The organism is Streptomyces sp. NPDC088553 (genome assembly GCF_044752965.1).
Classification (GTDB): domain Bacteria; phylum Actinomycetota; class Actinomycetes; order Streptomycetales; family Streptomycetaceae; genus Streptomyces.
Genome location: NZ_JBIVMG010000008.1, coordinates 82,743 through 105,203, shown reverse-complemented (window position 1 = coordinate 105,203; position 22,461 = coordinate 82,743). Strand labels below are relative to the sequence as shown.

25 protein-coding genes are annotated in these 22,461 nt (G+C 72.7%); 19 read left to right on the top strand and 6 right to left on the bottom strand.

The genetic code is table 11. The annotated features are described in order from the left end of the window. Positions 1-113 precede the first annotated feature (113 nt). From ACIP8Z_RS26820 to ACIP8Z_RS26805, 4 genes are all read left to right on the top strand, one after another. Positions 114-1,457 (top strand): erythromycin esterase family protein, encoded by a 1,344-nt coding sequence (locus tag ACIP8Z_RS26820; protein WP_402087729.1) that lies wholly within the window; start codon positions 114-116, stop codon positions 1,455-1,457. 189 nt (positions 1,458-1,646) lie between these two features. Continuing rightward, complete coding sequence (locus tag ACIP8Z_RS26815; protein ID WP_402088302.1) at positions 1,647-2,933, top strand: serine-threonine protein kinase; 1,287 nt, start codon at positions 1,647-1,649, stop codon at positions 2,931-2,933. Positions 2,934-3,135: 202 nt separating this feature from the next. After that, a complete protein-coding gene (locus tag ACIP8Z_RS26810) occupies positions 3,136-3,750 on the top strand; it encodes a hypothetical protein (RefSeq protein WP_319318505.1) in 615 nt (204 codons plus the stop codon). A 44-nt stretch (positions 3,751-3,794) separates the two neighbouring features. Further along, positions 3,795-4,532, top strand: coding sequence for a 3-keto-5-aminohexanoate cleavage protein (locus tag ACIP8Z_RS26805; RefSeq protein ID WP_402087727.1), 738 nt, complete (start codon positions 3,795-3,797; stop codon positions 4,530-4,532). A gap of 48 nt (positions 4,533-4,580) precedes the next feature. On the opposite strand, the gene soxR is transcribed toward ACIP8Z_RS26805, so the two are convergent. Beyond that, positions 4,581-5,063: a redox-sensitive transcriptional activator SoxR gene (gene soxR / locus ACIP8Z_RS26800; RefSeq protein ID WP_402087724.1), complete on the bottom strand. Its 483-nt coding sequence runs from the start codon at positions 5,061-5,063 to the stop codon at positions 4,581-4,583. A 124-nt stretch (positions 5,064-5,187) separates the two neighbouring features. Between soxR and ACIP8Z_RS26795 the strand changes: the two genes are divergently transcribed. Next, a complete protein-coding gene (locus ACIP8Z_RS26795) occupies positions 5,188-5,649 on the top strand; it encodes a MaoC family dehydratase (protein WP_055601811.1) in 462 nt (153 codons plus the stop codon). On the opposite strand, the gene ACIP8Z_RS26790 is transcribed toward ACIP8Z_RS26795, so the two are convergent. The 3 genes from ACIP8Z_RS26790 to ACIP8Z_RS26780 form a co-directional block, all read right to left on the bottom strand. Next, positions 5,640-6,266, bottom strand: a complete 627-nt coding sequence (locus tag ACIP8Z_RS26790) for a TetR/AcrR family transcriptional regulator (protein WP_187622801.1) — start codon at positions 6,264-6,266, stop codon at positions 5,640-5,642. The genes ACIP8Z_RS26795 and ACIP8Z_RS26790 overlap by 10 nt on opposite strands. A gap of 100 nt (positions 6,267-6,366) precedes the next feature. Then, complete coding sequence (locus ACIP8Z_RS26785) at positions 6,367-6,654, bottom strand: YiaA/YiaB family inner membrane protein (protein ID WP_073915196.1); 288 nt, start codon at positions 6,652-6,654, stop codon at positions 6,367-6,369. Positions 6,655-6,746: 92 nt separating this feature from the next. Next, on the bottom strand, positions 6,747-7,898 hold the full coding sequence (locus ACIP8Z_RS26780) for an acyl-CoA dehydrogenase family protein (RefSeq protein ID WP_402087720.1): 1,152 nt from the start codon (positions 7,896-7,898) through the stop codon (positions 6,747-6,749). Positions 7,899-7,969: 71 nt separating this feature from the next. On the opposite strand from ACIP8Z_RS26780, the gene ACIP8Z_RS26775 reads away from it, so the two are divergent. The 4 genes from ACIP8Z_RS26775 (at position 7,970) to ACIP8Z_RS26760 (ending at position 11,355) form a co-directional block, all read left to right on the top strand. After that, on the top strand, positions 7,970-8,650 hold the full coding sequence (locus ACIP8Z_RS26775; RefSeq protein WP_402087717.1) for a TetR/AcrR family transcriptional regulator: 681 nt from the start codon (positions 7,970-7,972) through the stop codon (positions 8,648-8,650). Positions 8,651-8,742: 92 nt separating this feature from the next. Further along, positions 8,743-9,438, top strand: coding sequence for an ArsR/SmtB family transcription factor (locus tag ACIP8Z_RS26770; RefSeq protein ID WP_402087715.1), 696 nt, complete (start codon positions 8,743-8,745; stop codon positions 9,436-9,438). Positions 9,439-9,551: 113 nt separating this feature from the next. Continuing rightward, positions 9,552-10,466 carry a DMT family transporter gene (locus ACIP8Z_RS26765; protein ID WP_402087713.1) on the top strand — a complete coding sequence of 305 codons (915 nt, stop codon included), beginning with the start codon at positions 9,552-9,554 and terminating at the stop codon, positions 10,464-10,466. Positions 10,467-10,680: 214 nt separating this feature from the next. Further along, positions 10,681-11,355, top strand: coding sequence for a TetR family transcriptional regulator (locus ACIP8Z_RS26760; protein ID WP_402087710.1), 675 nt, complete (start codon positions 10,681-10,683; stop codon positions 11,353-11,355). Positions 11,356-11,412: 57 nt separating this feature from the next. On the opposite strand, the gene ACIP8Z_RS26755 is transcribed toward ACIP8Z_RS26760, so the two are convergent. Next, complete coding sequence (locus tag ACIP8Z_RS26755) at positions 11,413-12,075, bottom strand: TetR/AcrR family transcriptional regulator (RefSeq protein ID WP_402087708.1); 663 nt, start codon at positions 12,073-12,075, stop codon at positions 11,413-11,415. Positions 12,076-12,197: 122 nt separating this feature from the next. Here ACIP8Z_RS26755 and ACIP8Z_RS26750 point away from each other — a divergent pair, with 122 nt between their 5' ends. The 10 genes from ACIP8Z_RS26750 (at position 12,198) to ACIP8Z_RS26705 (ending at position 21,163) form a co-directional block, all read left to right on the top strand. Beyond that, positions 12,198-13,136 (top strand): DMT family transporter, encoded by a 939-nt coding sequence (locus ACIP8Z_RS26750; protein ID WP_383587114.1) that lies wholly within the window; start codon positions 12,198-12,200, stop codon positions 13,134-13,136. A 71-nt stretch (positions 13,137-13,207) separates the two neighbouring features. Continuing rightward, entirely contained in the window at positions 13,208-14,008 is an 801-nt protein-coding gene (locus ACIP8Z_RS26745; protein ID WP_402087705.1) for an MBL fold metallo-hydrolase, read from the top strand. Between the two features lie 25 nt (positions 14,009-14,033). Then, the gene (locus ACIP8Z_RS26740) at positions 14,034-14,735 is read left to right on the top strand and encodes a DsbA family protein (protein ID WP_402087702.1); all 702 of its coding nucleotides are present in this window, start codon (positions 14,034-14,036) and stop codon (positions 14,733-14,735) included. Positions 14,736-14,955: 220 nt separating this feature from the next. Then, on the top strand, positions 14,956-16,134 hold the full coding sequence (locus ACIP8Z_RS26735; protein ID WP_402087699.1) for an aminotransferase class I/II-fold pyridoxal phosphate-dependent enzyme: 1,179 nt from the start codon (positions 14,956-14,958) through the stop codon (positions 16,132-16,134). Then, positions 16,124-16,660 (top strand): DUF6190 family protein, encoded by a 537-nt coding sequence (locus tag ACIP8Z_RS26730; RefSeq protein ID WP_402087697.1) that lies wholly within the window; start codon positions 16,124-16,126, stop codon positions 16,658-16,660. The genes ACIP8Z_RS26735 and ACIP8Z_RS26730 overlap by 11 nt, the downstream gene beginning before the upstream one ends. A gap of 25 nt (positions 16,661-16,685) precedes the next feature. Beyond that, the gene (locus ACIP8Z_RS26725; protein WP_402087694.1) at positions 16,686-17,492 is read left to right on the top strand and encodes a dihydrodipicolinate synthase family protein; all 807 of its coding nucleotides are present in this window, start codon (positions 16,686-16,688) and stop codon (positions 17,490-17,492) included. Further along, the gene (locus tag ACIP8Z_RS26720) at positions 17,489-18,370 is read left to right on the top strand and encodes an iron-containing redox enzyme family protein (protein WP_402087692.1); all 882 of its coding nucleotides are present in this window, start codon (positions 17,489-17,491) and stop codon (positions 18,368-18,370) included. Before ACIP8Z_RS26725 ends, ACIP8Z_RS26720 begins: the two co-directional genes overlap by 4 nt. Further along, entirely contained in the window at positions 18,367-18,747 is a 381-nt protein-coding gene (locus ACIP8Z_RS26715) for a Rieske (2Fe-2S) protein (protein WP_402087689.1), read from the top strand. The genes ACIP8Z_RS26720 and ACIP8Z_RS26715 overlap by 4 nt, the downstream gene beginning before the upstream one ends. After that, positions 18,744-20,195, top strand: a complete 1,452-nt coding sequence (locus ACIP8Z_RS26710) for a purine-cytosine permease family protein (RefSeq protein WP_402087686.1) — start codon at positions 18,744-18,746, stop codon at positions 20,193-20,195. The genes ACIP8Z_RS26715 and ACIP8Z_RS26710 overlap by 4 nt, the downstream gene beginning before the upstream one ends. A 2-nt stretch (positions 20,196-20,197) precedes the next feature. Next, the gene (locus ACIP8Z_RS26705; protein WP_402087684.1) at positions 20,198-21,163 is read left to right on the top strand and encodes a PDR/VanB family oxidoreductase; all 966 of its coding nucleotides are present in this window, start codon (positions 20,198-20,200) and stop codon (positions 21,161-21,163) included. Positions 21,164-21,327: 164 nt separating this feature from the next. Here the strand turns inward: ACIP8Z_RS26705 and ACIP8Z_RS26700 are convergent, their stop codons facing one another. Then, the gene (locus ACIP8Z_RS26700) at positions 21,328-22,410 is read right to left on the bottom strand and encodes a Zn-dependent alcohol dehydrogenase (RefSeq protein ID WP_402088299.1); all 1,083 of its coding nucleotides are present in this window, start codon (positions 22,408-22,410) and stop codon (positions 21,328-21,330) included. Positions 22,411-22,461 lie beyond the last annotated feature (51 nt).

The window sequence follows — 22,461 nt, the reverse complement described above, 5'->3', positions numbered from 1 at the left end:
CGGCCCGGGCGGCGGGCAGGGCGAGGGTGGGGGAGGGGGTGGGGTTTTCCCCATGATCGACAGGGGTGCAGAGGGTATGTCCGCAGCGTGCCCCGCCGACCAGGCTTGACCCCATGAACCTCTCCGGCACCTCCCTACGACGTCGCCTGCCCCTCGTGGGGCTCCTCCTCGCCGCCTGCCTCGGCTCCCTGGCGCCCGCCGCCGGGGCCGCCGGGCCCCCGGCCGCTCCCGATCCCGCGCGCGAACTCGCCCGCACCGCAAAGCCGTTCACCGATCTCCGGCCGCTCGACCGGATGATCGGCTCCGCCAAGGTCGTCGGCATCGGCGAGGCCACCCACAGCTCGGCGGAGTTCTTCACCGCGAAGCACCGGATCTTCGAACACCTCGTGGAGCGGAAGGGCTTCACCACCTTCTCCCTGGAGGCCACCTGGTCCACCGGGCTGCTCGTCGACGAGTGGGTGCGCACGGGCCGCGGCGACATCAGGGCGATCATGCGCGACGAGTTCCAGGAGTCGTACCGCCTCTGGAACACCGAGGAGTACCTCGACCTCTTCCTCTGGATGCGGCGGCACAACCAGCTCCACCCCGACCACCAGGTCCGCTTCATGGGCAACGACCTCGGCTACGCGGGCGCGAACCTCTTCGACCGCGTGACCTCGTACGTGGCCCGCACCCGTCCCGCGCTCCTCCCCCGCTTCGAGGAGCTGTACCGGAGCTCGCGCCCCACGGGCGGGGTCGAAGAATGGATGAAGGGGTACATGGCCAAGCCGCGCCCCGAGCGGCAGCGGATGGCCTCCGACGTGAACGCGGCGCTCGCCCTCCTGGAGCGGCAGCGGCCCGAGAAGGACCCCCACGCGCGTGAGGCGGCCCGGTGGGCGGTGCAGCACGCGCGCGCCATCGCCCAGGTCGGCACCGAGTACGCCCACGACATGGAGACGCAGGCGGGCGTCGCCGCGGCGATGCTCTACCGCGACCGCGTCATGGCCGAGAACACCGTCTGGTGGCAGCGGCAGACCGGCGACCGGATCGTGCTCTCCGCGCACAACGGCCACGTCGGCTACGAGAGCCCGAAGCCCGACCACTACCCGCGGATCCAGGGCGCCTTCCTGCGCGACGCGCTCGGCCGGGACTACGTGAGCGTCGGCGCCTCCTTCGGGCAGGGGTCGTTCAACGCGCACGACACCGAGGCGCCCGGTGAGCCGCTCCGCCCGTTCACCGTCGGCACACTCGGCCCGGACAGCAACGCCCACACCCTGGACCGGGTCGCGCCGACCGCCTTCTACCTGGACATGCGGCGCGCGACGCCGGCCGCACGGGACTGGCTCGCCACCCCCCGGCCGACCCGGGGCATCGGAACGGCGTACCCCTGGTCGGGCACCGTGCACCAGGCACGCCTCTCCACCGGGTACGACCTGCTGATCCACTTCCCGCGTATCACGGCGGCGCGCATCCGCTGAGGCGGGAGACACGGACGGGCCGACTGTGACGGTACGGGAGTCGGCCACGGTCCGTCCGAAAAGGTACGCCTCCCGGTCGAGGTCTGGCCGGGGCCACGCGCGGGCATGCTGGCCCTTGAGCCGCCGCCCGCGCTTGGCGCGTCCGGGTGCGACGGCCACCTCGACGGAGAGGGCCGGGCCGTGACCGGGATGAGTGTGGAGCCGTACCGGGAGATCACCTTCGACAAGGAGGGTGACGGGCCCGCGGGACAGCCCGCGGCCCTCGCCGCACTGGCCCGGCAGGGCCTCACCGACCTGGTGGTGCTCGCGCACGGGTGGAACAGCTCCCCGGCCGGCGCCACCCGGCTCTGCTCCGACTTCTTCGAGCCGTTCCCCGGTCTGCTCGCCCCCGGCGTCGAGGCCGGGTACGCGGGCGTGATCTGGCCGTCGATGATGTTCACCGGCGAGCCGGTCCCCGACTACCGGGCCCTCGTGACGGTCCTCCCGGAGAAGGAGCCGGTCCTCGACCGGCTCACCGAACTCCTCGTGACGGCGCCGGCGGACGAGGCGGCGTTCGCCGAGTTCGGCGCGCTGCTGCGGGAGCTGACGGACGTGGCCGCCCGTGCGGACGGCCGGGCGGGCGCCGCCGGGCCCCGGGAGCCGGTGCCGGAGTTCCTGGTCGCGGACCCGGTGGAGGTGTGCGCCCTGTTCACCGAGGCGCTGGAGGCGGACGCCGGCCCGACGGAGGACCTCGGCACCGCGCGGGGCTCCGGTCCCGCGGCGGGCTTCGGTCCCGCGGCGGGCTTCGGTCCCGCGGCGGGCTTCGGGGAAGGGCTCGGGCGGTACTGGAAGGGGGCCCGGGAGGTCCTCCGGCAGGCCACCTACTACGTGATGAAGAAACGGGCCGGTCGGGTCGGCGAGTTCGGCCTCGGGCCGCTGCTCGGCGAGGTCGCCCGCGCCGCCCCCCGCCTCCGCGTCCACCTGGTCGGCCACAGCATGGGCGCCCGGCTCGTCGCGTACGCGCTGAGGGGGCTGCCGTCGGGGGCGCGTCCGGTGGCCTCCGTGACCCTCCTCCAGGGCGCCTTCTCGCACTACGCGTTCGCGGCCCGGCTGCCGCACGACTCCGGGCGCTCGGGCTCGCTGCGGGACCTGCAGAACCGGGTCAGGGGGCCCGTGGTGGCCTGCTACTCGCGGCACGACACGGCGCTCGGCGTGTTCTACCCGCTGGCGTCCCGGCTCGCGGGCGACTCGGCGTCGCTGACCCCCGCCGCCGGGCTGCTCGGCTCGGACGACCCGCGCTGGGCGGCGATCGGGCACGACGGCGTCCAGGCGGTCCCCGGGACGGTCGTACGGCCGCTGGCGACGGTGCTGCGCGAGGGAGTGCCGCCTTCGGGGTGCGTGAGCGTCGACACGGCGGACGTGGTCCGCTCCCACAGCGACATCTGCCGCGCGGAGCTGGCCCGGGTGGTGGTGTCGGCGGCGCGAACGGGCAGGTAGCGGGGGGCGCTGGCCCCTTCCGCGTCTCGTCGGCGGCTCTCCCCCGGCTGTTCCGCGCCTCGCCGGACTCCTCCGTTCCGCCCTTCCCCGGAGGCCCCTCCGTCACCGCTGATGGCTGCCATCCGAATTTCGATGGAACACGGCGGGGCGCTCGTTCGTCCCTCTGATATCGCGGAATGACCAGCGACGGAGGTGGCGGGAGATGGCCGGTTTCCGGAGTCTCGCGAGACAGGTGCGCGATCCGGGGTGCGACACGGCCCTGCGCAGGTACTCGCTGCGCAAGTGTCTGGAGCGGTTCGCGCCGTACGGGCACCGGGCTACGTGGGACCACTTGTGCCGCAGGCACAGGTTCGGACCCGAGGACCGGGAGCTCGACCCCGGGCGGCTGATCGCCGCGCTCGACGAGCTGGAGGAGGCGCGGGCCGTGTGGCTCGCGTACGAGGAGGAGTTCGCCGCCCGGCGGCGGCGCGAGAAGCACGAGGGGCTGCGCGGGCTCGGCGCCCTCGACGACTGGCACCGGCGGGTCTGGGGCGGCAACGGCGTGGTGCGGTGCGGCGATCCGGCCGTGCACCCGTCGGACCCGCTGCCCGAGGTGCTGCGGCGGCTGATCACGGCCCTGGAGGGCGACCCGGGCGAGCGGTGCCCGGTGTGCGCGGGGCCGCGCATCGAATGGGCCGGTCCCGGCGACACGTACGAGCCGTGGCTCGGCCCGGTCTGCGGGGACTGCGGGGTGGGTGTGCCGCGCGCGGTCCTCACCTCGGGGGCGCTGGCCCGCGCCCGTGGGGAGCGGAACCGCTCGCTGGCGCCGGCGGCGTGAGCCTTCGGGATCCCGGCGTGCCGCGGGTTCCACCGGGGGCTCCGGTGCTTCAGGTCTGTCTCAACGGGACACGGGGGCCCGGGGATTCGGCGTCGGTGCCGATGTCGCCCGAGTCGCTCGCGGAGTCCGCCGCGCGGGCGGTGGCGGCGGGTGCCGGGGAGGTGCGGGCGCATCCCCGGACGCCGTGCGGAGGTACCTCGCTCTCGCCCCGGGTGCTCGGCCCCGTCTTGAGCTCGGTCCGGGCGGCGGTGGCAAGGACGGCGGTCGTCAGGACGGCGGCGGGCGGGGCTGTGGGGGTCACTGTCGCCGCGGCCGCCGAGCCCGACGGGGGGCGCCGGGTGGAGCGGATCCGGTCCTGGGCGCTGCTGCCCGACCTGGTGTCGGTCGACTGGCACGAGTCCGGGGCGGAGGAGGTGGCGGGGGCGCTCCTGGAGCGCGGGATCGGGGTCGAGGCCGGGCTGTGGGCCCGTACGGACGGGCCTGAACGCTTCGCCCGCTCGCCGCTCGCACCCCGCGTACGACGGGTCCTCGTGAAGGTCCCGTACCCGCCGGCCGGGAGCGGGGCCGAGGATGCCTCGCGCTCCTTCCTGTCCGGGCTCGAACTGCCGCCGGGCATCCCCGTGTTGCTGCACGGCGAGGACGGCAGCGCCTGGCCGGTGCTGCGGCTCGCCCTGCGGCTGGGCCTCGTCGCCCGGATCGGCGTCGAGGACACCGTGCTGCTGCCGGACGGCGCCCGGGCGGGCTCCAACGCGGAGTTGGTCGCCGCGGCCCTCGCGGGCTAGGGAGTGCCTTGTCGGTCACGCCGCGAGCCCGGCCTGATCGGCGAGCGCCTATTCTTCGTCGCCGGCCGCGGCGGGGTTGCGTACCGGCAGCAGGCGGGAGCCCGCCATCCGCTCGCCGAAGGCGTCGTCGGGGTTGGACAGCACGCAGGTCTCCAGGGAGAGACAGCCGCAGCCGATGCAGTCCGTCAGGTGGTCGCGGAGCCGGCCGAGCTGCTTGATGCGCTCGTCCAGCTCGGTACGCCAGGCCGCGGAGAGCCGGGCCCAGTCCTCGTTGGTGGGCGTGCGCTCCTCCGGGAGCTGGGCGAGGGCCTGGCGGATCGTCGCCAGCGGGATTCCCACGCGCTGCGCGGCGCGGACGAAGGCGACCCGGCGCAGGGTGTCGCGGCCGTAGCGGCGCTGGTTGCCGGTGGTGCGGCGGCTGCTGATGAGCCCCTTCGCCTCGTAGAAGTGGAGGGCGGAGACGGCGGCCCCGCTACGGGCGGAGAGCTGGCCGACGGTGAGCTCGTGGATCTTCTCTGGAATCTGCGGCACCCCGCGACCCTACTGGTCCGTTGACAGCGGACCGCTCACCCCACATGCTGAGCAAGCGCTTAGATACCGACCGTTGGGTATGCCGTACCACGTGGGGTATGCCGGACCAGAAGGGACCAGGAACATGGCCGAGCCGAGGATCTTCACCTCCGCCGAGGAGCTGCGCGCGGGGGTCGGCGAGCAGCTGGGGCACAGCGACTGGGTGGAGATCGACCAGAAGCGGATCGACCTCTTCGCCGAGGCGACCGGGGACCACCAGTGGATCCACGTGGACCCGGAGCGCGCGGCCACCGGCCCGTTCGGCACGACCATCGCGCACGGCTATCTGACCCTGTCGCTGCTCCCGCTGTTCGTCCCGCAGGTGCTGCGGGTCGAGGGCATGAAGATGGGCCTCAACTACGGCACGGAGAAGGTGCGTTTCCCCGCGCCCGTGCCGGTCGGCTCGCGACTGCGCGCCACGGCCGTCCTGACGAAGGTCGAGGAGGCCGGCGGCGGTGTGCAGGTGACGGCGGCCGTGACGGTGGAGCGCGAGGGCTCCGAGAAGCCGGTCTGCGTCGCCGAGTCGGTCTCCCGCTACTACTTCTGAGCGCCGACCATCCTGAGGACGAGGTCGGCGTAGAGCGCGCCGACCTCGTCGGGCGACCGGCGTCCCTGGGCGTTGAACCAGCGCGAGACGTCGATGCAGAGCGAGAGCACGGCGACCGTGGTGCCGGCGACGTCCGGCACGTCGAACTCGCCCGCCGCCACGCCCTCGTCGATGATGCCGCGCACCGCCGCGTCGGACTGGCGGCGCAGCTCCACGATCTCGGCACGGTGCTCGGGGCCGAGGGCGTCGAGCTCGTACTGGACGACCCGCGCGGTGGTGTGGCGCTCGGCGTGCCAGCGGACGAAGGAGCGCACGGCGTCGGCGAGGCGCTCGGCGGCCGTGCCGTCGCCGGCGGCCGCGGCGCGGAGGATCTCCAGGGCCTTGTCGTGACCGATGCGGCTGATCCGGTGGAGCAGCTCTTCCTTGGTCTTGTAGTGGATGTAGAGCGCGGCCGGGCTCATCCCCGCGCGGCCGGCGATGTCCCGGGTGGTGGTGGCGTGGTAGCCGCGCTCGGCGAACGCCTCGACGGCGGCCACCAGCAGTCGCCGGGCCGCCTCGGGCGTGACCTCGCCCCAGGGCATGTCCTCGCCCCCGGGCGTCTCCTCCGCCGCGCTCATCCCATACTCCCTCTCGGACCCCGTCAGGACGCTCACCATACCAACGAGGGTGAGCAAGCGCTTAGAGACCGAGGGTGGCAGCTCGGGGCCCGCCGGGCGGTCAGAGCTTCTGGAAGGGGTCGTGCTCGGCGAGCAGCTTCTCCAGCCGGGCCTGGTCGACCCGGCTGACGATCTGCCCGGCCTCCTGGCGGTCGCGGACGACCTTGGCGAGCGTGAAGGCCGAGGTGGTGAGGTAGAGGACCGCGACGGCGAGGAAGGCGCGGACCCAGGCGCTGGCCTCCAGCTGGTAGATGCCGATGGCCACGGCGCCGAGGGCGAGCGAGAAGGAGGCGACGGCCTGGGCGTAGTAGGCGGCGGTGTTCTGCTGCTTGACCGGTGTGTCACTCATGGGCACAGCATCGGCCGGATGTGGCCGGCGCCACATCCGTCCTCGTACTCAGTGGGGTACTCAGAAGGGCGGCGCGGCGGCCCCGGACGGGGTCAGAACGCGGAGACGCCCGTCAGCGCCCGGCCGATGATGAGCTTCTGGATCTGGCTGGTGCCCTCGTAGAGGGTCATCACGCGCGCGTCCCGGAGGAGCTTGCCGACCGGGTACTCGTCGATGTAGCCGTAGCCGCCGAAGACCTGGAGGGCGTTGTTCGCGGCGCGGACCGCGGCCTCGGAGGCGTACAGCTTGGCCTTGGAGGCCGCCGTCGCGAAGTCCTGGCCTCGGTCGATCAGGTCGGCCACCCGCCAGGTGAGCAGCCGGGCGGCGTCCACGTCGACGGCGATGTCGCTGATCAGCTCCTGCACGAGCTGGTACGAGGCGATGGGCTTGCCGAACTGCTCGCGCTCCCCGGCGTACCGGACGGCCGCGTCGAGCGCGGCCTGGGCGATGCCGACGCAGCCGGCGGCGACGGACATCCGGCCCTTGGCGAGGGCCGACATGGCGACGGTGAAGCCCTTGCCCTCGGGGCCGAGCATCGCGGCGGCGGGGACGCGGACGTCCTCGAGGACGAGTTCGGCGGTGGCCTGGCCGCGCAAGCCGAGCTTGCCGTGGATGGCGCGGCGGGTGAGGCCGGGGGTGTCGGTGGGGACGAGGAAGGCGGAGACGCCCCTGTGGCCGGGGGTGTCGTTGGTGCGGGCGAAGAGCAGCACGACGTCGGCCCAGGTGCCGTTGGTGATGAACATCTTGGTGCCGCTGACGCGGTAGTCGTCACCGTCGCGCACGGCCCGGGTGGCGAGGTTCCCGGCGTCGGACCCGGTGCCGGGCTCGGTGAGGCCGAAGCAGCCGAGCGCCTCGCCGGACGCGAGCCGGGGCAGCCACTCCCGCTTCTGCTCCTCACTCCCCCAGGCGGCGACGGTCTTGGCGACCAGGCCGAGGGAGACGGAGACGATGCCGCGCACGGAGGAGTCGCCGCGGCCGAGCTCCTCGGTGACGAGGCAGTACGCGAGGTGGTCGCCGCCGGAACCGCCGTACTCCTCGGGGACCGTGAGCCCGAGGAAGCCGACGGCGCCGAGCTTCTTCACGATCGCCCGGTCCACCTCCTCGGCGCGGTCCCACGCCACGGCGTGCGGGGTGACCTCGCGCGCCACGAAGTCCTCGGCGAGCCGCCGTACGGCTTCCTGCTCCTCGCTGAGTTCCAGATTCATGCGGCGCCCACCTCACCCGACCGTTTAATTACCACTGCTAGTTTTCCTGGTGCAGGCCTACTATGTGCGCCATGGCCCGACCGCGCAAGCCCCTGCTCAGCCGAGACCGCATCGTCGAGACGGCGGGCGCGCTCGTGGACGCGGAGGGCCTCGACGCGCTCTCGACCCGGCGGCTCGCGGCCGAACTCGGGGTCAGCGGACCCTCGCTCTACAACCACTTCCGCACCAAGGACGAGATCCTCGACGCCGTCGCCGACGCGGTGAGCGCGAAGATCGATCTGTCGATGTTCGCGGAGGACGACGGCCGCGACTGGCAGACCGCGCTGCACGACTGGGCCGTCTCCTACCGCGCCGCCCTCGCCGACCACCCGCACATCGTCCCGGTCCTCGCCCGGGGCCCCGGCCGCCGCCCGGCCGGCCTGCGCGTCGCGGACGCGGTCTTCGGCGCGATGGTCCGCGCGGGCTGGCCACCGGCCCAGGCCACCTCCATCGGCGCGCTGATGCGGTACTTCATCACCGGCTCGGCACTCGGCTCCTTCGCGCGCGGCTTCGTCGACGACGAGACGGCCTACGACCCGGCCGACTACCCGCACCTCGGCCAGGCGCACCGCCTCGCCGAGCACCGCCAGAAGGTCGACGAGGGCGCCTTCACCACGGGCCTGCGGGCACTGCTCGACGGACTGCGGATCCAGTACGAGGCCCAGGTGCGCGAGTCCCCGGCGCGGCCCGCGGCCCGTCCCTCCGCCTCATAGGACGGTTCGGACCGGCGCGGCCCGCGGCCCGTCCCTCCGCCTCATAGGACGGTTCGGCCACCACCGAAGTGTGAGTGCGGGAGGCTGGACGCATGGCAGCCAGTGACCTCGCCGCGCTCGCGGCGCTCTTCGCGGACGAGACCCGCGCCGCGTTCCTGCTCGCCCTGCTCGACGGGCGTGCCTGGACCTCCGGGGAGCTCGCCCGGCACGCGGGCGTGGCCCCGTCCACCGCCAGCGAACACCTCGGGAAGCTCGTCACCGGCGGGGTGCTCACGGAGGAACGGCAGGGCCGCCACCGGTACGTGCGCCTCGCCGACCCCGGGATCGCGCATCTCGTCGAGGACCTGGCCGGCCGGTCCGAGCCGGCGGTGCCCCCGCCGCCCCGCTCGCTGGGCGCCGCGAGCGCCGGACGGGCGATGGCCCGGGGCCGGACCTGTTACGACCATCTCGCCGGGCGGCTCGGCATCGCGATCACCGAGGCGATGACGGTCCGCGGGCTGCTGCGCCAGGACGCCGGGCTCGCGCTCACGGACCGGGGTCTGGCCTGGTTCGACGAGCTGGGCATCCCGCTCGTACGCCGGGGGCGGCGGCCCGTCGCACGCGGCTGCCTCGACTGGACCGAGCGCCGGCCGCACCTCGCGGGGCTCGCGGGCGCCGCGCTGTGCCGGCACGCGCTGGACGACGAGTGGTGCGTACGGATCGGGTCCGAGCGGGCCGTGAAGGTGACCGGGCGGGGCGAGCGCGCGCTGTACGCGAAGCTGGGCATCGCCCCGGAGGAGCTGCGATGAGGCCGCTGCCGCAGGGCGGCCCCGGGCCGGCCGACGGCTCCGGGTACAGCCCTGCCCCTGGCTCCGGGAATATTGCGGTGAGCGCCGAAGGGTCCACGTCCTACGGTCGGGCCATGCAGAAGCATTCCTCGCGGCTCGCCCTCGCCGCCGCCGGTGTCACGGTCGTCCTGTGGGCCTCGGCCTTCGTCTCCATCCGCAGCGCGGGAGCCGCCTACTCCCCCGGCGCGCTCGCGCTCGGGCGGCTGCTCGCCGGCAGCCTGGTCCTGGGCGCCGTCCTCCTGGTCCGGCGGGAAGGGCTGCCGCCCCGGGCGGCCTGGCCGGGGATCCTGGTCTCGGGCCTGCTCTGGTTCGGGGTGTACATGGTGGTGCTCAACTGGGGCGAGCAGGAGGTCGACGCGGGCACGGCGGCGATGGTGGTGAACATCGGTCCGATCCTGATCGCGCTGCTCGGCGCCCGCTTCCTGAGGGAGTCCCTGGCGCCGCGGCTGCTCGCGGGCATGGCGGTCTCCTTCGCGGGCGCGGTGGTCGTCGGCCTCTCCATGTCCCGTGCCTCCTCCGGCGCGCACGCCTCGCTGCTCGGCGTCCTCCTGTGCGTCCTGGCGGCGATGGCGTACGCGGGCGGGGTCGTGGCGCAGAAGCCGGCGCTCGCCCACGGCAGCGCGCTCCAGGTGACGACGTTCGGGTGCCTGGTGGGGGCGGTGGCCTGCCTGCCGTTCGCCGGGCAGCTGGTCGACGAGGCGGGCCGGGCCCCGCTGTCGGCGACCCTGAACATGGTCTATCTGGGGGTGTTCCCGACCGCGCTCGCGTTCACGACCTGGGCCTACGCCCTGGCCCGGACGACCGCGGGGCGGATGGGCGCGACGACGTACGCCGTGCCCGCCCTGGTGGTGCTCATGGCATGGCTGTTCCTCGGCGAACTGCCGGGGCCGCTCACGCTCGCCGGGGGCGCGCTGTGCCTGGCGGGTGTGGCCGTATCCCGCTCACGCGCGCGGACGTCCGCCGGCGCCGGAACGGCTGAATCCACCTGACAGGGCATGGCTCCGGTTCCGGTCACTTCACACGCCCTCGGCATCGGGTGTGCGCCCGCGACCTGGAAGGGAGATGCCCGTCAAGCCCCAGTTTCGGCCGATGGAGCGAGAGGGCACGTTTCGTGGCCCCCCGGCCGGATAGTTTCGAGTCGGTCACAGGCGCGGGCCGGAACATAACGCTCCGGCACCTTCTCGCAAGCCGACGGGGGAGCTCATGGCGATTCAGCAGAGGGCGGAACGTACGAGACAGGAAATCCTGTCCGCGGCCGCAAGGGTGTTCGACAGGCACGGGTACGAGCGGGCCTCGCTCGCCAGGATCGCGGGCGAGGCCCGGGTCACCACCGGCGCGCTCGTCTTCCACTTCGCGACCAAGGCGGAGCTGGCGACGGCGGTGCACGGGCGGGCCCACGCGGCCACCCGGATCACGGTCGAGTCGGCCTGCCTGTCCACGGAGGGCGTCGGCGGCACGGCGATCGACAAACTGGTGATCGCCACGCACGCGCTCATACGGCTCTTCGAGACCGACCCGACGGCGCGGGCCGGTGAACGCCTCGCGCGGGAACTGCAATTAGCCGACCCGGGGTTCTCCCGGGACTGCCCCTGGCGGCGCGAGGTGGCGCGCCTGGCACGCTACGCGGAGGCCGAGAAGGCCCTGCGTCCCGGCGTGGACGCGACGGCGGTCGCCGCGCTGATCGGCTATGTGATCACCGGCGTCGAGCTGGAGATGCGCTGTCCGAACGGCCCGTCCGACGAGTGCTGGCCCGCCGACGACCCGAGAGGCTCCGACAGCGGCGCCCTGCACGGTCCCGCCGAGCAACGGCTCGACCGCATCTGGAAGTTGATCCTCCCCGGCCTGGTCCACCCGGCCGGGAGACGGCCCGGCGCCTAGCCGCGCGGCCCCCCAGAGCGGCGCCGGCGGCCCGCCGGCGCCGCATACCGCCCCGCCTCACTCCCCCGAACGCAGCAGCTGGCGCGCGAAGTCCGCGAGGGAGCGGCCGACGCGTTCGGTCGACAGGCCGAGTTCATGCCGCTGGAACTGGTAGAGCTCGGGTGACAGCGGGCTGAGCGCGATGTCGATCAGCGGGTCCGGGTCCTGGATCCCGTGGTCGACGAGCAACGTGCGGACGTGCACGCGCCAGAAGCCGTACGCGCCCGTCCGGAAGCGCGCGGGGCCCGTCTCCGCGCCGAGGGCCAGCGGCAGGTGCCGTTCCAGGAGATCGAGCATCGCCAGGTAGAACGCCGCCAGCCGCTCCCCCGCCGGTGCGCCGGGGCCGAGCGGCGGAGGGCCGTAGATGAGCTGGCCCTGGAGCCGGCGCTCGTGCTCGTCGAGCAGCGCGACGGCGACCGACGAGGGGTCGGGGAAGCTCCGGTAGAGGGTGGCCCGGCCCACCCCCGCGGCCTTGGCGATCCGGTCCATGGTGACCGTCCGCGGATCCTGCTCGGCGAAGAGCTTCTCGGCCGCGGCCAGGATCTGGGCACGGTTGCGCTCCGCGTCCGCGCGTCTGCGCGGGGCGACCGGCTGGTCGTCCGCGGCCTGAAGATCGCCGAGGAGCCCGCCGACCCGGTGGACGGAGGAGGCTCCACGACCCCGCTGCTCGTCGTCGCTCATGGACCAGACCTTACTTCCCCTGGGGCTAAGTGGACACCTTGTCCGTTTGCCATGTCTCGTGGCATGCTAAACGGACTCAGTGTCCACTTATCCGCTCGCCATCCCGCCCCAGGGAGATCCAGATGCACACCGCGCTCCTCGCCGCGGCCCTGCTGGTCGGCTGCCTCCTGGCCGTCCAGGCCTCGGTGAACCTCCAGCTCAACTCGGCCGTCGGCACTCCGTACGGCGCCTCGACCATCCAGCTCGGCGTCGCGACCGGTCTGCTGACCGTGCTCGCGGTGGCGGCCGGCGCACTCGGCGCGCTCGGCAAACTGCCCGACGTAGAGCCCTGGCAGCTGCTCGGCGGACTCGCCAGTCCGCTCTACATCACCAGCGGCATCCTGCTCTTCCCACGGCTCGGCGCCCTCGCCGCCGTCGGACTCTTCGTCACCGGCCAGATGTTCGCCTCGCTCGCGCTCGACCTCTTCGGTCTGCTCGGTCTGGAGCAGCAGGACCTGAGCGCCGGGATCGTCATCGGCGCCGTGGCCGTGCTCGCCGGCATCGTCGTGATCATCCGGGGCATGAAGGCGGCGGCCCCTCCCGGCGCCCCCAAGATGTCGAGCGCCGGCCGCGCCGGCTGGCTCGCCCTCGGTGTCGTAGCCGGAGCCGTGCTGCCCGTGCAGGGCGCGGTCAACGCCCAGCTGCGCGCCCAGCTCAAGCAGCCCGTCACCGTCGCCGTGATCAGCTTCGCCGTGGCGACCTTCACCATCGCCGTCGTCCTGCTCGTGCTGTACGCGACCCGGAAGACGCCGAAGCCCAAGATCGCCCCGCTGAAGAAGATGCCCTGGTGGGGCTGGCTCGGTGGCGCCTGCGCCGCCGCCTACGTCACCGGGACCTTCCTGCTCATCCCCGAGATCGGGGCCGCGGTGACCATCGCGCTCACCGTGACCGGGCAGCAGCTCACCTCGGCCCTGATCGACCACAAGGGCCTCTTCAAGCTCCCCCAGCGCTCCCTCACGAAGCCGCGCGCCCTGGGTCTCGCCCTGCTGATCGCCGGCTCGCTGACCATCCAGCTCGTCTGACCGAGGCCGGCACTCCCCCGGGGCCCCGCCCGGGGGCCACGGCCCGCACGGTGCGTCATGAAAGGTGTGTCATGAAAGCGTCCTACACCGCCGGGCCGGACCTCCACGTCCTCCCCTCGGCACTGCCCATCCCGGGCCTCGGCGACCAGCCGGTGAACGCCTTCCTCCTCCGGTCCGGCCAGCCGATCCTCGTGGACACCGGCATGCCCGTCGACCGGGAGGGTTTCCTGGACTCCCTCTGGTCGCTGATCGAGCCGGCCGATCTGCGCTGGGTCGTCGTCACCCACGACGACCGCGACCACACCGGCGCCCTCGCCCGGATCCTGGAGGCCGCGCCCAACGCGAAGGTCCTCGCCAACGCCATATCGCTGACGCGAATATCGGAAGAGTTCAGCATTCCGCAGGACCGGGTCGTCACCGCGAACCCGGGAAGCCGCGTGAAAGTCGGCGACCGTGAGCTGAGTTTTCACCGGCCGCCCACTTTCGATTCACCCGGAACTCTCGCCGTGTTCGACCATTCCGATGGAACCCTCTACAGCTCCGACAGTTTCGGGACCGTGGTCGAGGAAATCAGCCACGAGTTCACCGACCTTTCCGAGGACGAATTCTTCCACGGCTTCGAGGTCCTGAACCGGGCGATAGCCCCGTGGACCGCGCTGGTCGACGAGACGAAATTCCTCCGGCCGGTGCACGAGCTGGCCGCCCTGCGCCCCGCGAAGCTGCTGAGCGCCCATGGGCCGACCGTCCGCGAGGCCGCCGTACCGCGGCTCTTCGAGGCGATGGCCCGTATCCCCTCCCTGCCCGCCTGGCTGCCCGGCGCCGACCTCGACCTCGAGGCAGCGCTCGACGCGGTCGAGCCCCCCGCCGCCTGAGAACCCGCACGAACCGAGGAGAACCATGTCCGACCCGACCACCGCCGACCTGACGCCGCCGCGCGGAGTCGTCACCGTCTTCTCCGACATCTGGTGTTCCTTCGCGCACATCGCGATCCACCGGCTGCACACCACCCGGGCCCGTCTCGGCCTGGAGGAGCAGGTCTCCTTCGACCTGCGCGCCTTCCCCCTCGAACTGCTCAACGACGCCCCGAGCCCGCGCCCCGGCACGGACAGCGAGGTCGCCCGGATGGCCAGCCTGGAGCCGGCCGCCGGCTGGCAGCTGTGGCAGGCCAAGGACTGGCTCTACCCCTCCACGACCCTGCCCGCCCTGGAGGCGGTGCTCGCCGCCAAGGAGCAGAGCCTGCGCGCCTCGGAACAGCTCGACCTCGGGCTGCGCCGGGCCTTCTGGGCCGAGTCGCGCTGCATCAGCCACCGCAAGGTGATCCTGGACGTGGCCGCCGAGACCGGCGCCGTCGACGTCGACGCCCTCGCCGATGCCCTGGACGACGGGCGCGCGCGCCGGTCGCTCGCGGACCAGACGGCGCTCGCCCAGAGCGACCGGGTGAACTGCAGCCCCCATCTGTTCCTGCCCGACGGCTCCGACCACGCCAACCCCGGCATCGAGGTGGGCTGGGAGGGCGCCTACGGCATCGGCTGGCCGGTGATCGGCTCGGACGACCCGAAGGTGTTCGAGGACATCCTGCTGAAGGCCGCCACTGAATAGTTGAATACGCCGCCAAAAGCGGCCGCACCACCGGAACGACGGCCAGGCATTCCTTTTCGAGGAATGCCTGGCCGTCGTTCCTTTTTTTCGCCGGCAGAACATCGCGGTGATTATTAATTGCGTGACCCGGCCGTTATTCGCAAGGCCGCTCGAAGCTCCTACAGTCATTCACGCCGCCGGAATTCCGGACGGAGATTCGTATCGACAGCGGGAGTTCTTCATGTCGTTGACCGACAAGGCAGACGTCAGCACGTTCGTCGACCTCACCCAGCACGAGATCGAAGCCCTGAAGACCCGGTTCAACCTGGCCGACGCGCACACCCACCAGCGTCAGTCCACCTCCCAGGAGCGGATCGTCTCGCGGCTTCCCGAGCTGTGGCACGAGTCCGAGTCGAAGCAGCAGGCGCACTTCGAGCAGCAGTTCCTGGACGCCTTCTTCCGGCTGCACCAGCAGCCCACCGCCCGTGCGATGGGCCGCACGCTCCTTTCGTACTCCGCGAGCGTGTCGACCATGGTCGCCGGCATGTTCCTCAAGCAGCGCGGGATGTCGGTGCAGTTGGTCGAGCCCTGCTTCGACAACCTGGTCGACCTGCTGCGCAACATGCAGGTGCCGATCGCCCCGTTCGCCGAGTCGGCGCTGCACGACAAGGACGCCATCTACGAGCGTCTCGTCGAGGAGATCACCGCGGACGCGATCTACCTCGTCGACCCCAACAACCCCACCGGGTTCACCCTGCTCGCCGAGAAGCTGGAGGGCTTCCGCGAGGTCGTCCGCTACTGCGTGGACCACGACAAGGTCCTGGTGATGGACTTCTGCTTCGCCTCCTTCGCGCTCTGCGACGAGGGCATCGGCCGGGTGGACATCTACAAGCTCCTGGAGGAGTCCGGCGTCACGTACATGGTCATGGAGGACACCGGCAAGACCTGGCCGATCCAGGACGCCAAGTGCGCCATGATCACGGCCAGCCAGAACATCCAGGAGGAGGTCTACAACCTCCACACCAGCGTCCTCCTGAACGTCTCGCCGTTCGTCCTCAACATGGTCACGCAGTACGTCGAGGACTCCATCACCGACGGTTTCGCCTCCGTCCGCGACATCATCCGCACCAACGGCGAGGCCGCCCGCAACGCCCTCAGCGGCACCATCCTGGAGTTCCAGGAGCCGGTCGTCGGCACCAGCGTCGCCTGGTTCCGCATCAAGCCGGAGCACCTGACCGCCACCCAGCTCCAGGCCGTCCTCTTCGACGAGGAGGTGTACGTCCTGCCCGGCACGTTCTTCTACTGGAACACCAAGGAGAAGGGCGAGCGCTTCGTGCGCCTGGCCCTGGCCCGCGAGCCGGAGCTGTTCGCCGGCGCGATGGAGCGGATGCGGAAGGTGCTCGAGCGCTATGCCGGCTGACACCGACCCGGTGGTGTTCATCGACGCCACCACCTTCATGGGCATGCACAGCAAGGACGACGCGGTCCGTGTGGCCGCCAAGGCCTTCTTCGCCGGCCGGCTGGCCGCGGGAGAAGCGGGCGGGGTCGTCATGAGCTGGGAGCAGGTCGGCCGCTGCGACGACCTCGTGTGGGGCTACGAGCGGGAACTGCAGGACGAGTACTACCCGTTCATGGACGTCCTCCACACGGACCTGGCCATCGACCGGATCGCCTACGCCGAGGACGAGGTCGGCCGGGCCTTCACCGAGCCCGCGCTCGACGGTCTGCCCACCCATGAACGTCTGCTGCTCGCCCAGGTCATCGCCCGCGGGGGCGTGCTCCACACGGCGAGCCCCCGGCTCGTCCGGGCGGCGGCCGGCCTGCCCGTCGTACCGCTGGCCCCGGCCGACGCTCCCGCCCTCGGTGAGGAGCCGTCGTTCCCCGCGTACCTGGAGGACCTCTACCAGCGGTCGCTGGTCCTGAAGGTCGTCTCCGAAACCCTCTGAAGTCGTTCCGAAGGGCACCCCACTCATGCCTGGCACCTACTCCGGGACCGTCGTCCCGCTGATCACCCCCTTCGACGAGCACGGCGTCGTCGACGAGCCGAGCGTCGTCCGTCTCCTGGACCACATCCGCGCCGAGGTCAACGGCTTCATGCCGGCCCTGACCTCCGGCGAGGGCTGGAAGCTCGACGCGCGGCAGTGGCAGGACGTCGTCACGTACACCGTCCGGCACGCGGGCGGTCTGCCCGTCCTCGCCGGCATCCAGCTCCCCGACACCGCCGCGGTGATCGACCGGGCCCGTACGGCGGCCGCGATCGGCGCCGACGCCGTCGTCGTCACCACGCCGTTCGGCGCCGAGGTGACGCAGGACGACATCGTCGAGCACTACAAGGCGATCCGCGCGGCCCTCGACATCCCGATCTTCCTCTACAACGAGGAGGCGCTCTCGGGCAATCGCATCGAGTTCGACACCCTCATCCGGATCTGCAAGGAGATCCCGGGGATCGTCGGCATCAAGGAGTCCAGCGGCGACGCCGCCTTCACCCGGAACATGGCCGAGGCCGGCACCGGCATCCCGGTCTTCGAGGGCTGGGAGAACCTCCTCGTCGACGCCCGCGGCATCGACGGCTTCATCGGCCCGCTGGCCAACCTCGAACCCTCGCTGTGCAACGCGATGCTGGTCGACCCGACCCCCGACCGGCAGGCGGAGATCAACACCGTCTGCGAGCGGTACGGCGTCTTCAAGGACGACTGGTACCGCTGGGTCAAGAAGGAACTGCACCAGCGCGGTGTGATCGCCTCCCCGACCGTGCACGAGGAGGCGAAGGCGGCATGAGCACCACCCCCGCCGCTCCCTCCGCGTCCGCCGTCCCGGTGGCCGCGCACTCGATCACCGCCCCGGCCGCGACCTCCCAGCGCGAGCTGCACAGCCTCTACCGGCGGGTCCCCAACCTCGGCGACTACGGCTCGATGACCGCGATCGAGGAGCGCTGGATCCTGCCCAAGGCGCGGGCGTACGAGGCCTCCGCGCCCCGGTTCGGCTCGCCCGGCGAACTCCTCCAGGCCCTCAAGGAGTTCCTCGCCGAGGAGGAGGCGTCGCTCCCGGAGAGCGCCACCTTCCTGGCCGAGCACGCCACGCTCGATCAGTTCAAGGTCGTGGTCCGGCAGTTCGCGCTGGACGGTCTCACCGAGTCGGAGTCGCTGCTCCCGGTCGTGCCCCGGCTGCCGTACCGCTCGGCGATGGCGGTCTTCCGCGTCCTCATCGACGAACTCGGCTGCGGCAACGAGGAGAAGGCGCACTCCCAGCTCTACCGCGACCTGCTCACCGAGCTCGGCATGAGCCTCCGGCTCGACGACTACCTCGACGAGACGGTCCCGGAGTGTTTCGCCTACGTCAACATGTTCCACTGGCTGGCGAGCCGGGCCCCCTCGCCCCAGTACTTCCTGGGCGCGTACGCCTACTTCGAGACCAGTGTGCTGTTCGCCTTCCAGAGCTTCGCCCGGGCGGCGCGGCGGCTCGGGATCACCCACGACGCCTACTACACCGAGCACCTCTACATCGACTCGTACCACAGCAGTCACATGCGCACGGCGATCCGCGCGCTGGAGGAGCCGGACCTGGCGAAGATCTGGGCGGGCGTACGGCTGGCCTCCGACATCGTCGGCACGGCCACGGAGGCGGCCGTCGCGCGAGCCCGGGAGACCGTCGCATGACGGCCGTGCCGGCGGGGCGGCGGCGGGGCTCCGACGAGCCCACCGTCCGCCAGGTGACCGAGGACCTGGTCCTCGTCGAGGTCGGCGGCCGCAAGGTCCTCGCGGCCGCCGTCTGCCCCCACCGCGGGGGCCGGCTCAAGTACGGCAGGGTCGACGGGGACAGGCTGCGCATCACCTGCCCCCTGCACCACACCACCTTCGACCTGACCAGCGGGGAGCGCCTGGCGGGAGCGGCGTGCGCGGACATCCGCGTGGTGGACGTACTGCCCGGGGACCTCAGTGTCCCCGAGCAGCGCGACCCCGCGCACGACAGCTACGCGGCCGCCCCCACCGAGGCGGCCGCTCCCGGGGCCGCCCCGTCCGGGGGCGCCTCATGACCACCACACCGACCGGGGCGGCGTCCACCGCGACGCCGCCCCGTGCGGCGGTCGACCACGACGGCATCGCGCCGGTGCCCGAGGCCGAACGCACCTCGGCCCCGGGCGACTTCGGCTGGATCTGGCCCTCCGCCCAGTTCTCCTTCGGCACGGTCGTGCTCGGCGCGCTGCCCGTCGTCTTCGGGCTCGGCTGGTGGGCCTCGGCGAGCGCCATCGCCGTCGGCGTGGCCGTCGGCACGGCGCTGCTCGCGCCGCTCGCCCGCTTCGGCGTCCGGACCGGCACCAACGATCCCGTTTCGAGCGGCGCGCACTTCGGCGTGCGGGGCAGGGTCGTCGGCAACGTCCTCACGGTGGTGACCGCGCTCGGCTTCTTCGCCATCGCCGTGTGGACGGGCGGCACCGCCGTCATGGTCGCCGGCCACCGGCTGTTCTCCACCCCCACGGGCCCCGGCGCGCTGACCGCCGCGATGTTCGTGACGGCGGCGGCGGTCGCGCTGGTCGCCGTCCGCGGCCACGAGACCCTCGTCCGTACGTACAAGGTCACCGCGGTCACCGGCGGCGCGGTCCTCCTCGGCACCGTGCTCGTCCTCGCCCCGGACTTCGACGCGGGCTACGCCGGCGGGACGCTCGCGCTCGACAGCACCCTGCACACCTGGCTGCTCGCGGCGACCGCCTCGGCCACCGTGCCCCTGTCGTACGCCACCTTCCAGGGCGACTACACCCGCTACATGCCCGCCTCCACGCCCACCGGCCGGGTCGTGCGGGCCAGCGGGATCTCCATGTTCCTCAGCAGTCTCGCCGCGCTGCTCACCGGCGCGTACGTGACGACCCTCTTCCCCGTCCCCGACGAGCCGTGGCTCCAGGGCCTGACGGACGCGGTGCCCGGCTGGTTCGCGGTCGCGGTGGTCGTGTTCGGCTTCGCGGGCACCCTGCCGCAGGCCGGACTCTGCCTGTACGCGGCCGGGCTCTCCGCCAACTCCGTGTTCTGGCGCTCCTCGCGGGCCGCCGTCACCACGGTGGTCGCGGTGCTCGCGGCGGCCGTGCTGTACCTCGGTGCGGTCGTCTACGACGCCATGGACGCGATGTCGGCGTTCGTGACGCTGCTGCTCACCGTCGTCGCCCCGTGGGCGGCGGTGCTCTTCGTCGGGTACGTGCTCCACCGGGGCAGGTACGACGCGGAGGCGCTGCGCGCGTTCACCACGGGCGGGGGCGGCCGGTACTGGTACACCGGCGGGGTCAACCCGCGGGCCGCCACGGCCTTCGCGCTCGGCTCGGTCGTCGGGGTCCTCTGGGTCAACAACCCCCTGTACACGGGTCCGTTGACCGATCTCACGGGCGGGGTCGACCTGAGCCTGCCGGCCTCCTTCGCGGTCGCCGCCGTGCTGTACGGGGTGCTGTGCCGGGTGTGGCCGGAGCCGCTGCTGCCGCCGACACGAGTCTCGAGGTGACGATGTCCACCACAGTCCCGCTCACCGCCCGGCTCACGGTCCGGTCGGTCGTCCCGGAGGCCGAGGGCGTCCTGGGGCTCGTACTCACCGACCCCACGGGCGCCGAGCTGGCCCCGTGGGAGCCCGGCGCCCATCTGGAGGTGACGCTGCCGTCCGGTGCGATCCGGCACTACTCGCTCTGCGGGGATCCCGCGGACCGGAGCACGTACCGGCTCGGGGTGCTGCGGGAGCGCGACGGCCGGGGCGGATCGGAGGAGGTCCACACCGCCGTCGGCGCGGGCACGGTCCTCGGGGTGCGGGGCCCGTTCAACCGCTTCCCGCTGGTGCCCGCCGAGCGGTATCTGTTCATCGCGGGTGGCATCGGCATCACCCCGCTGCTGCCGATGCTCCGCTCGCTTCCGCCGGGGTCGTGGTCCCTGCTGTACGGGGGCCGGAGTCTGCCGGCCATGGCGTACCGCGAGGAACTCGCCGCGCTCCCCGGGGTCACGCTCGTCCCGCAGGACACGGCGGGGCTGCCCGACCTGGACGGCGTCCTGGCGGGGCTGCCCGCGGAGACGGCCGTGTACTGCTGCGGGCCCGAGGGGCTGCTGCGGGCGGTGGAGGAACGGTGGCCGGGTCCGCTGCACACGGAGCGGTTCGGGGCGGCGCCGGCCTCGACGCCGGACTCAGGGGCGAACTCCGGAGAGGTCTCCGGGGCCGATGACGGTTTCGAGGTGGAGCTGCGGCGGAGTGGGCGGACCGTGCACGTCCCGCCCGGCCGCACCCTGCTCGACGCCGTGCGCGAGGTGGTCCCCGGTGTCGCGTACTCCTGCGAGGAGGGCTTCTGCGGCACCTGCGAGACGAAGGTGATCGCCGGGACGCCCGAGCACCACGACTCCGTCCTCGGCGAGGACGAGAAGGCCTCGGGGACGACGATGATGATCTGCGTGGGACGCTCGCGCGGCGCCCGGCTCGTGCTGGACCTGTGAGGCGAGGCCGGTCCGTGAGACGTGGGGAGCCGCGCCGCTCGGTGAACCGCGCCGCCCGGTGGGCCGTGACGCTCGGTGAGCCGTGACGCGACCTGGTCCCCGACGCGCGGAAGCCCGTACCGATACGTCGGTACGGGCTTCCGCGCGGGCGTGGCCGCCCGGTGTCAGGGGAAGACCACCAGGGCCCGGCCGCCCTTGCCCGCGAGCATGTTCTCGAAGGCGCCCGGGATGCCGTCCAGGGTGATCCGCTCGGTGACGAGCGCGCTCAGGTCGAGCCGCCCGGCGCGGATGTGCCCGGCGAGGACCGGCAGGTCGACGGCCGGGTTCGAGTTGCCGTAGACGCAGCCCGCGAGGGTGCGGCCCCAGTGGAAGATCTCCAGGGCGTTGAAGGTGACCTGCTGGTCCTTGCCGCCGATGCCGACGACCGTGGTGCGGCCGCCGCGCCGGGTGGAGTCCCAGGCGGTGCGGATGGTGACGGCGCGGCCGACGCACTCGACGGCCACGTCGACGCCCTGGCCCCCCGTCAGCTTCCGGATCTCCTTCGCGGTGGTCTCGGAGGCGACGACGTACTCGGTGGCCCCGGCCGCCCGCGCGAGCGCCTCCTTCTCCGGGGAGACGTCCACGGCGACGATCGTCGAGGCGCCCGCGATCCGGGCGGCCTGGAGCGTGGCGAGCCCCACCCCGCCGACGCCGAACACCGCGACCGTCTCGCCCTCGCGGACCCGGGCGGAGTGGTGGACCGCGCCCCAGCCGGTGAGGACGGCGCAGCCGAGGAGGGCGGCGTCGGTGAGCGGCACGCCGTCGGGGACGGGCAGGACGCAGTTCGCGGCGACGACCGTCTCCTCGGCGAAGGCGGCGACGTTGAGGCCGGGGTGGAGGTCCGTGCCGTCCTGGGTGCGGGCGTGGATGTTCGCGGCGCCGGTCAGGGCGTTCGCGCAGAGCCAGACCTCGCCGAGCGAGCAGGGGTGGCAGCTGCCGCAGGAGGGCGCCCAGTTGAGGACGACGCCGTCGCCGGGGGCGAGATGGGTGACGCCCTCGCCGACGGAGACGACGGTCCCCGCGCCCTCGTGGCCGAGGACGGCGGGCACCGGCACGCGCATGGTGCCGTTGGAGAGCGACAGGTCGGAGTGGCAGACGCCGGCGGCCGCGAGCCGGACCCGGACCTGGCCGGGGCCGGGCTCGGGGAGTTCGATGCCGGTCACCTCCAGCGGGGAGCCGACGGCGGGCAGGACGGCGGCGCAGATCAGGCTCACGTGCGGTGCTCCTCGGGAGTCGCGTGGACGGGTCGGAACGGCGGG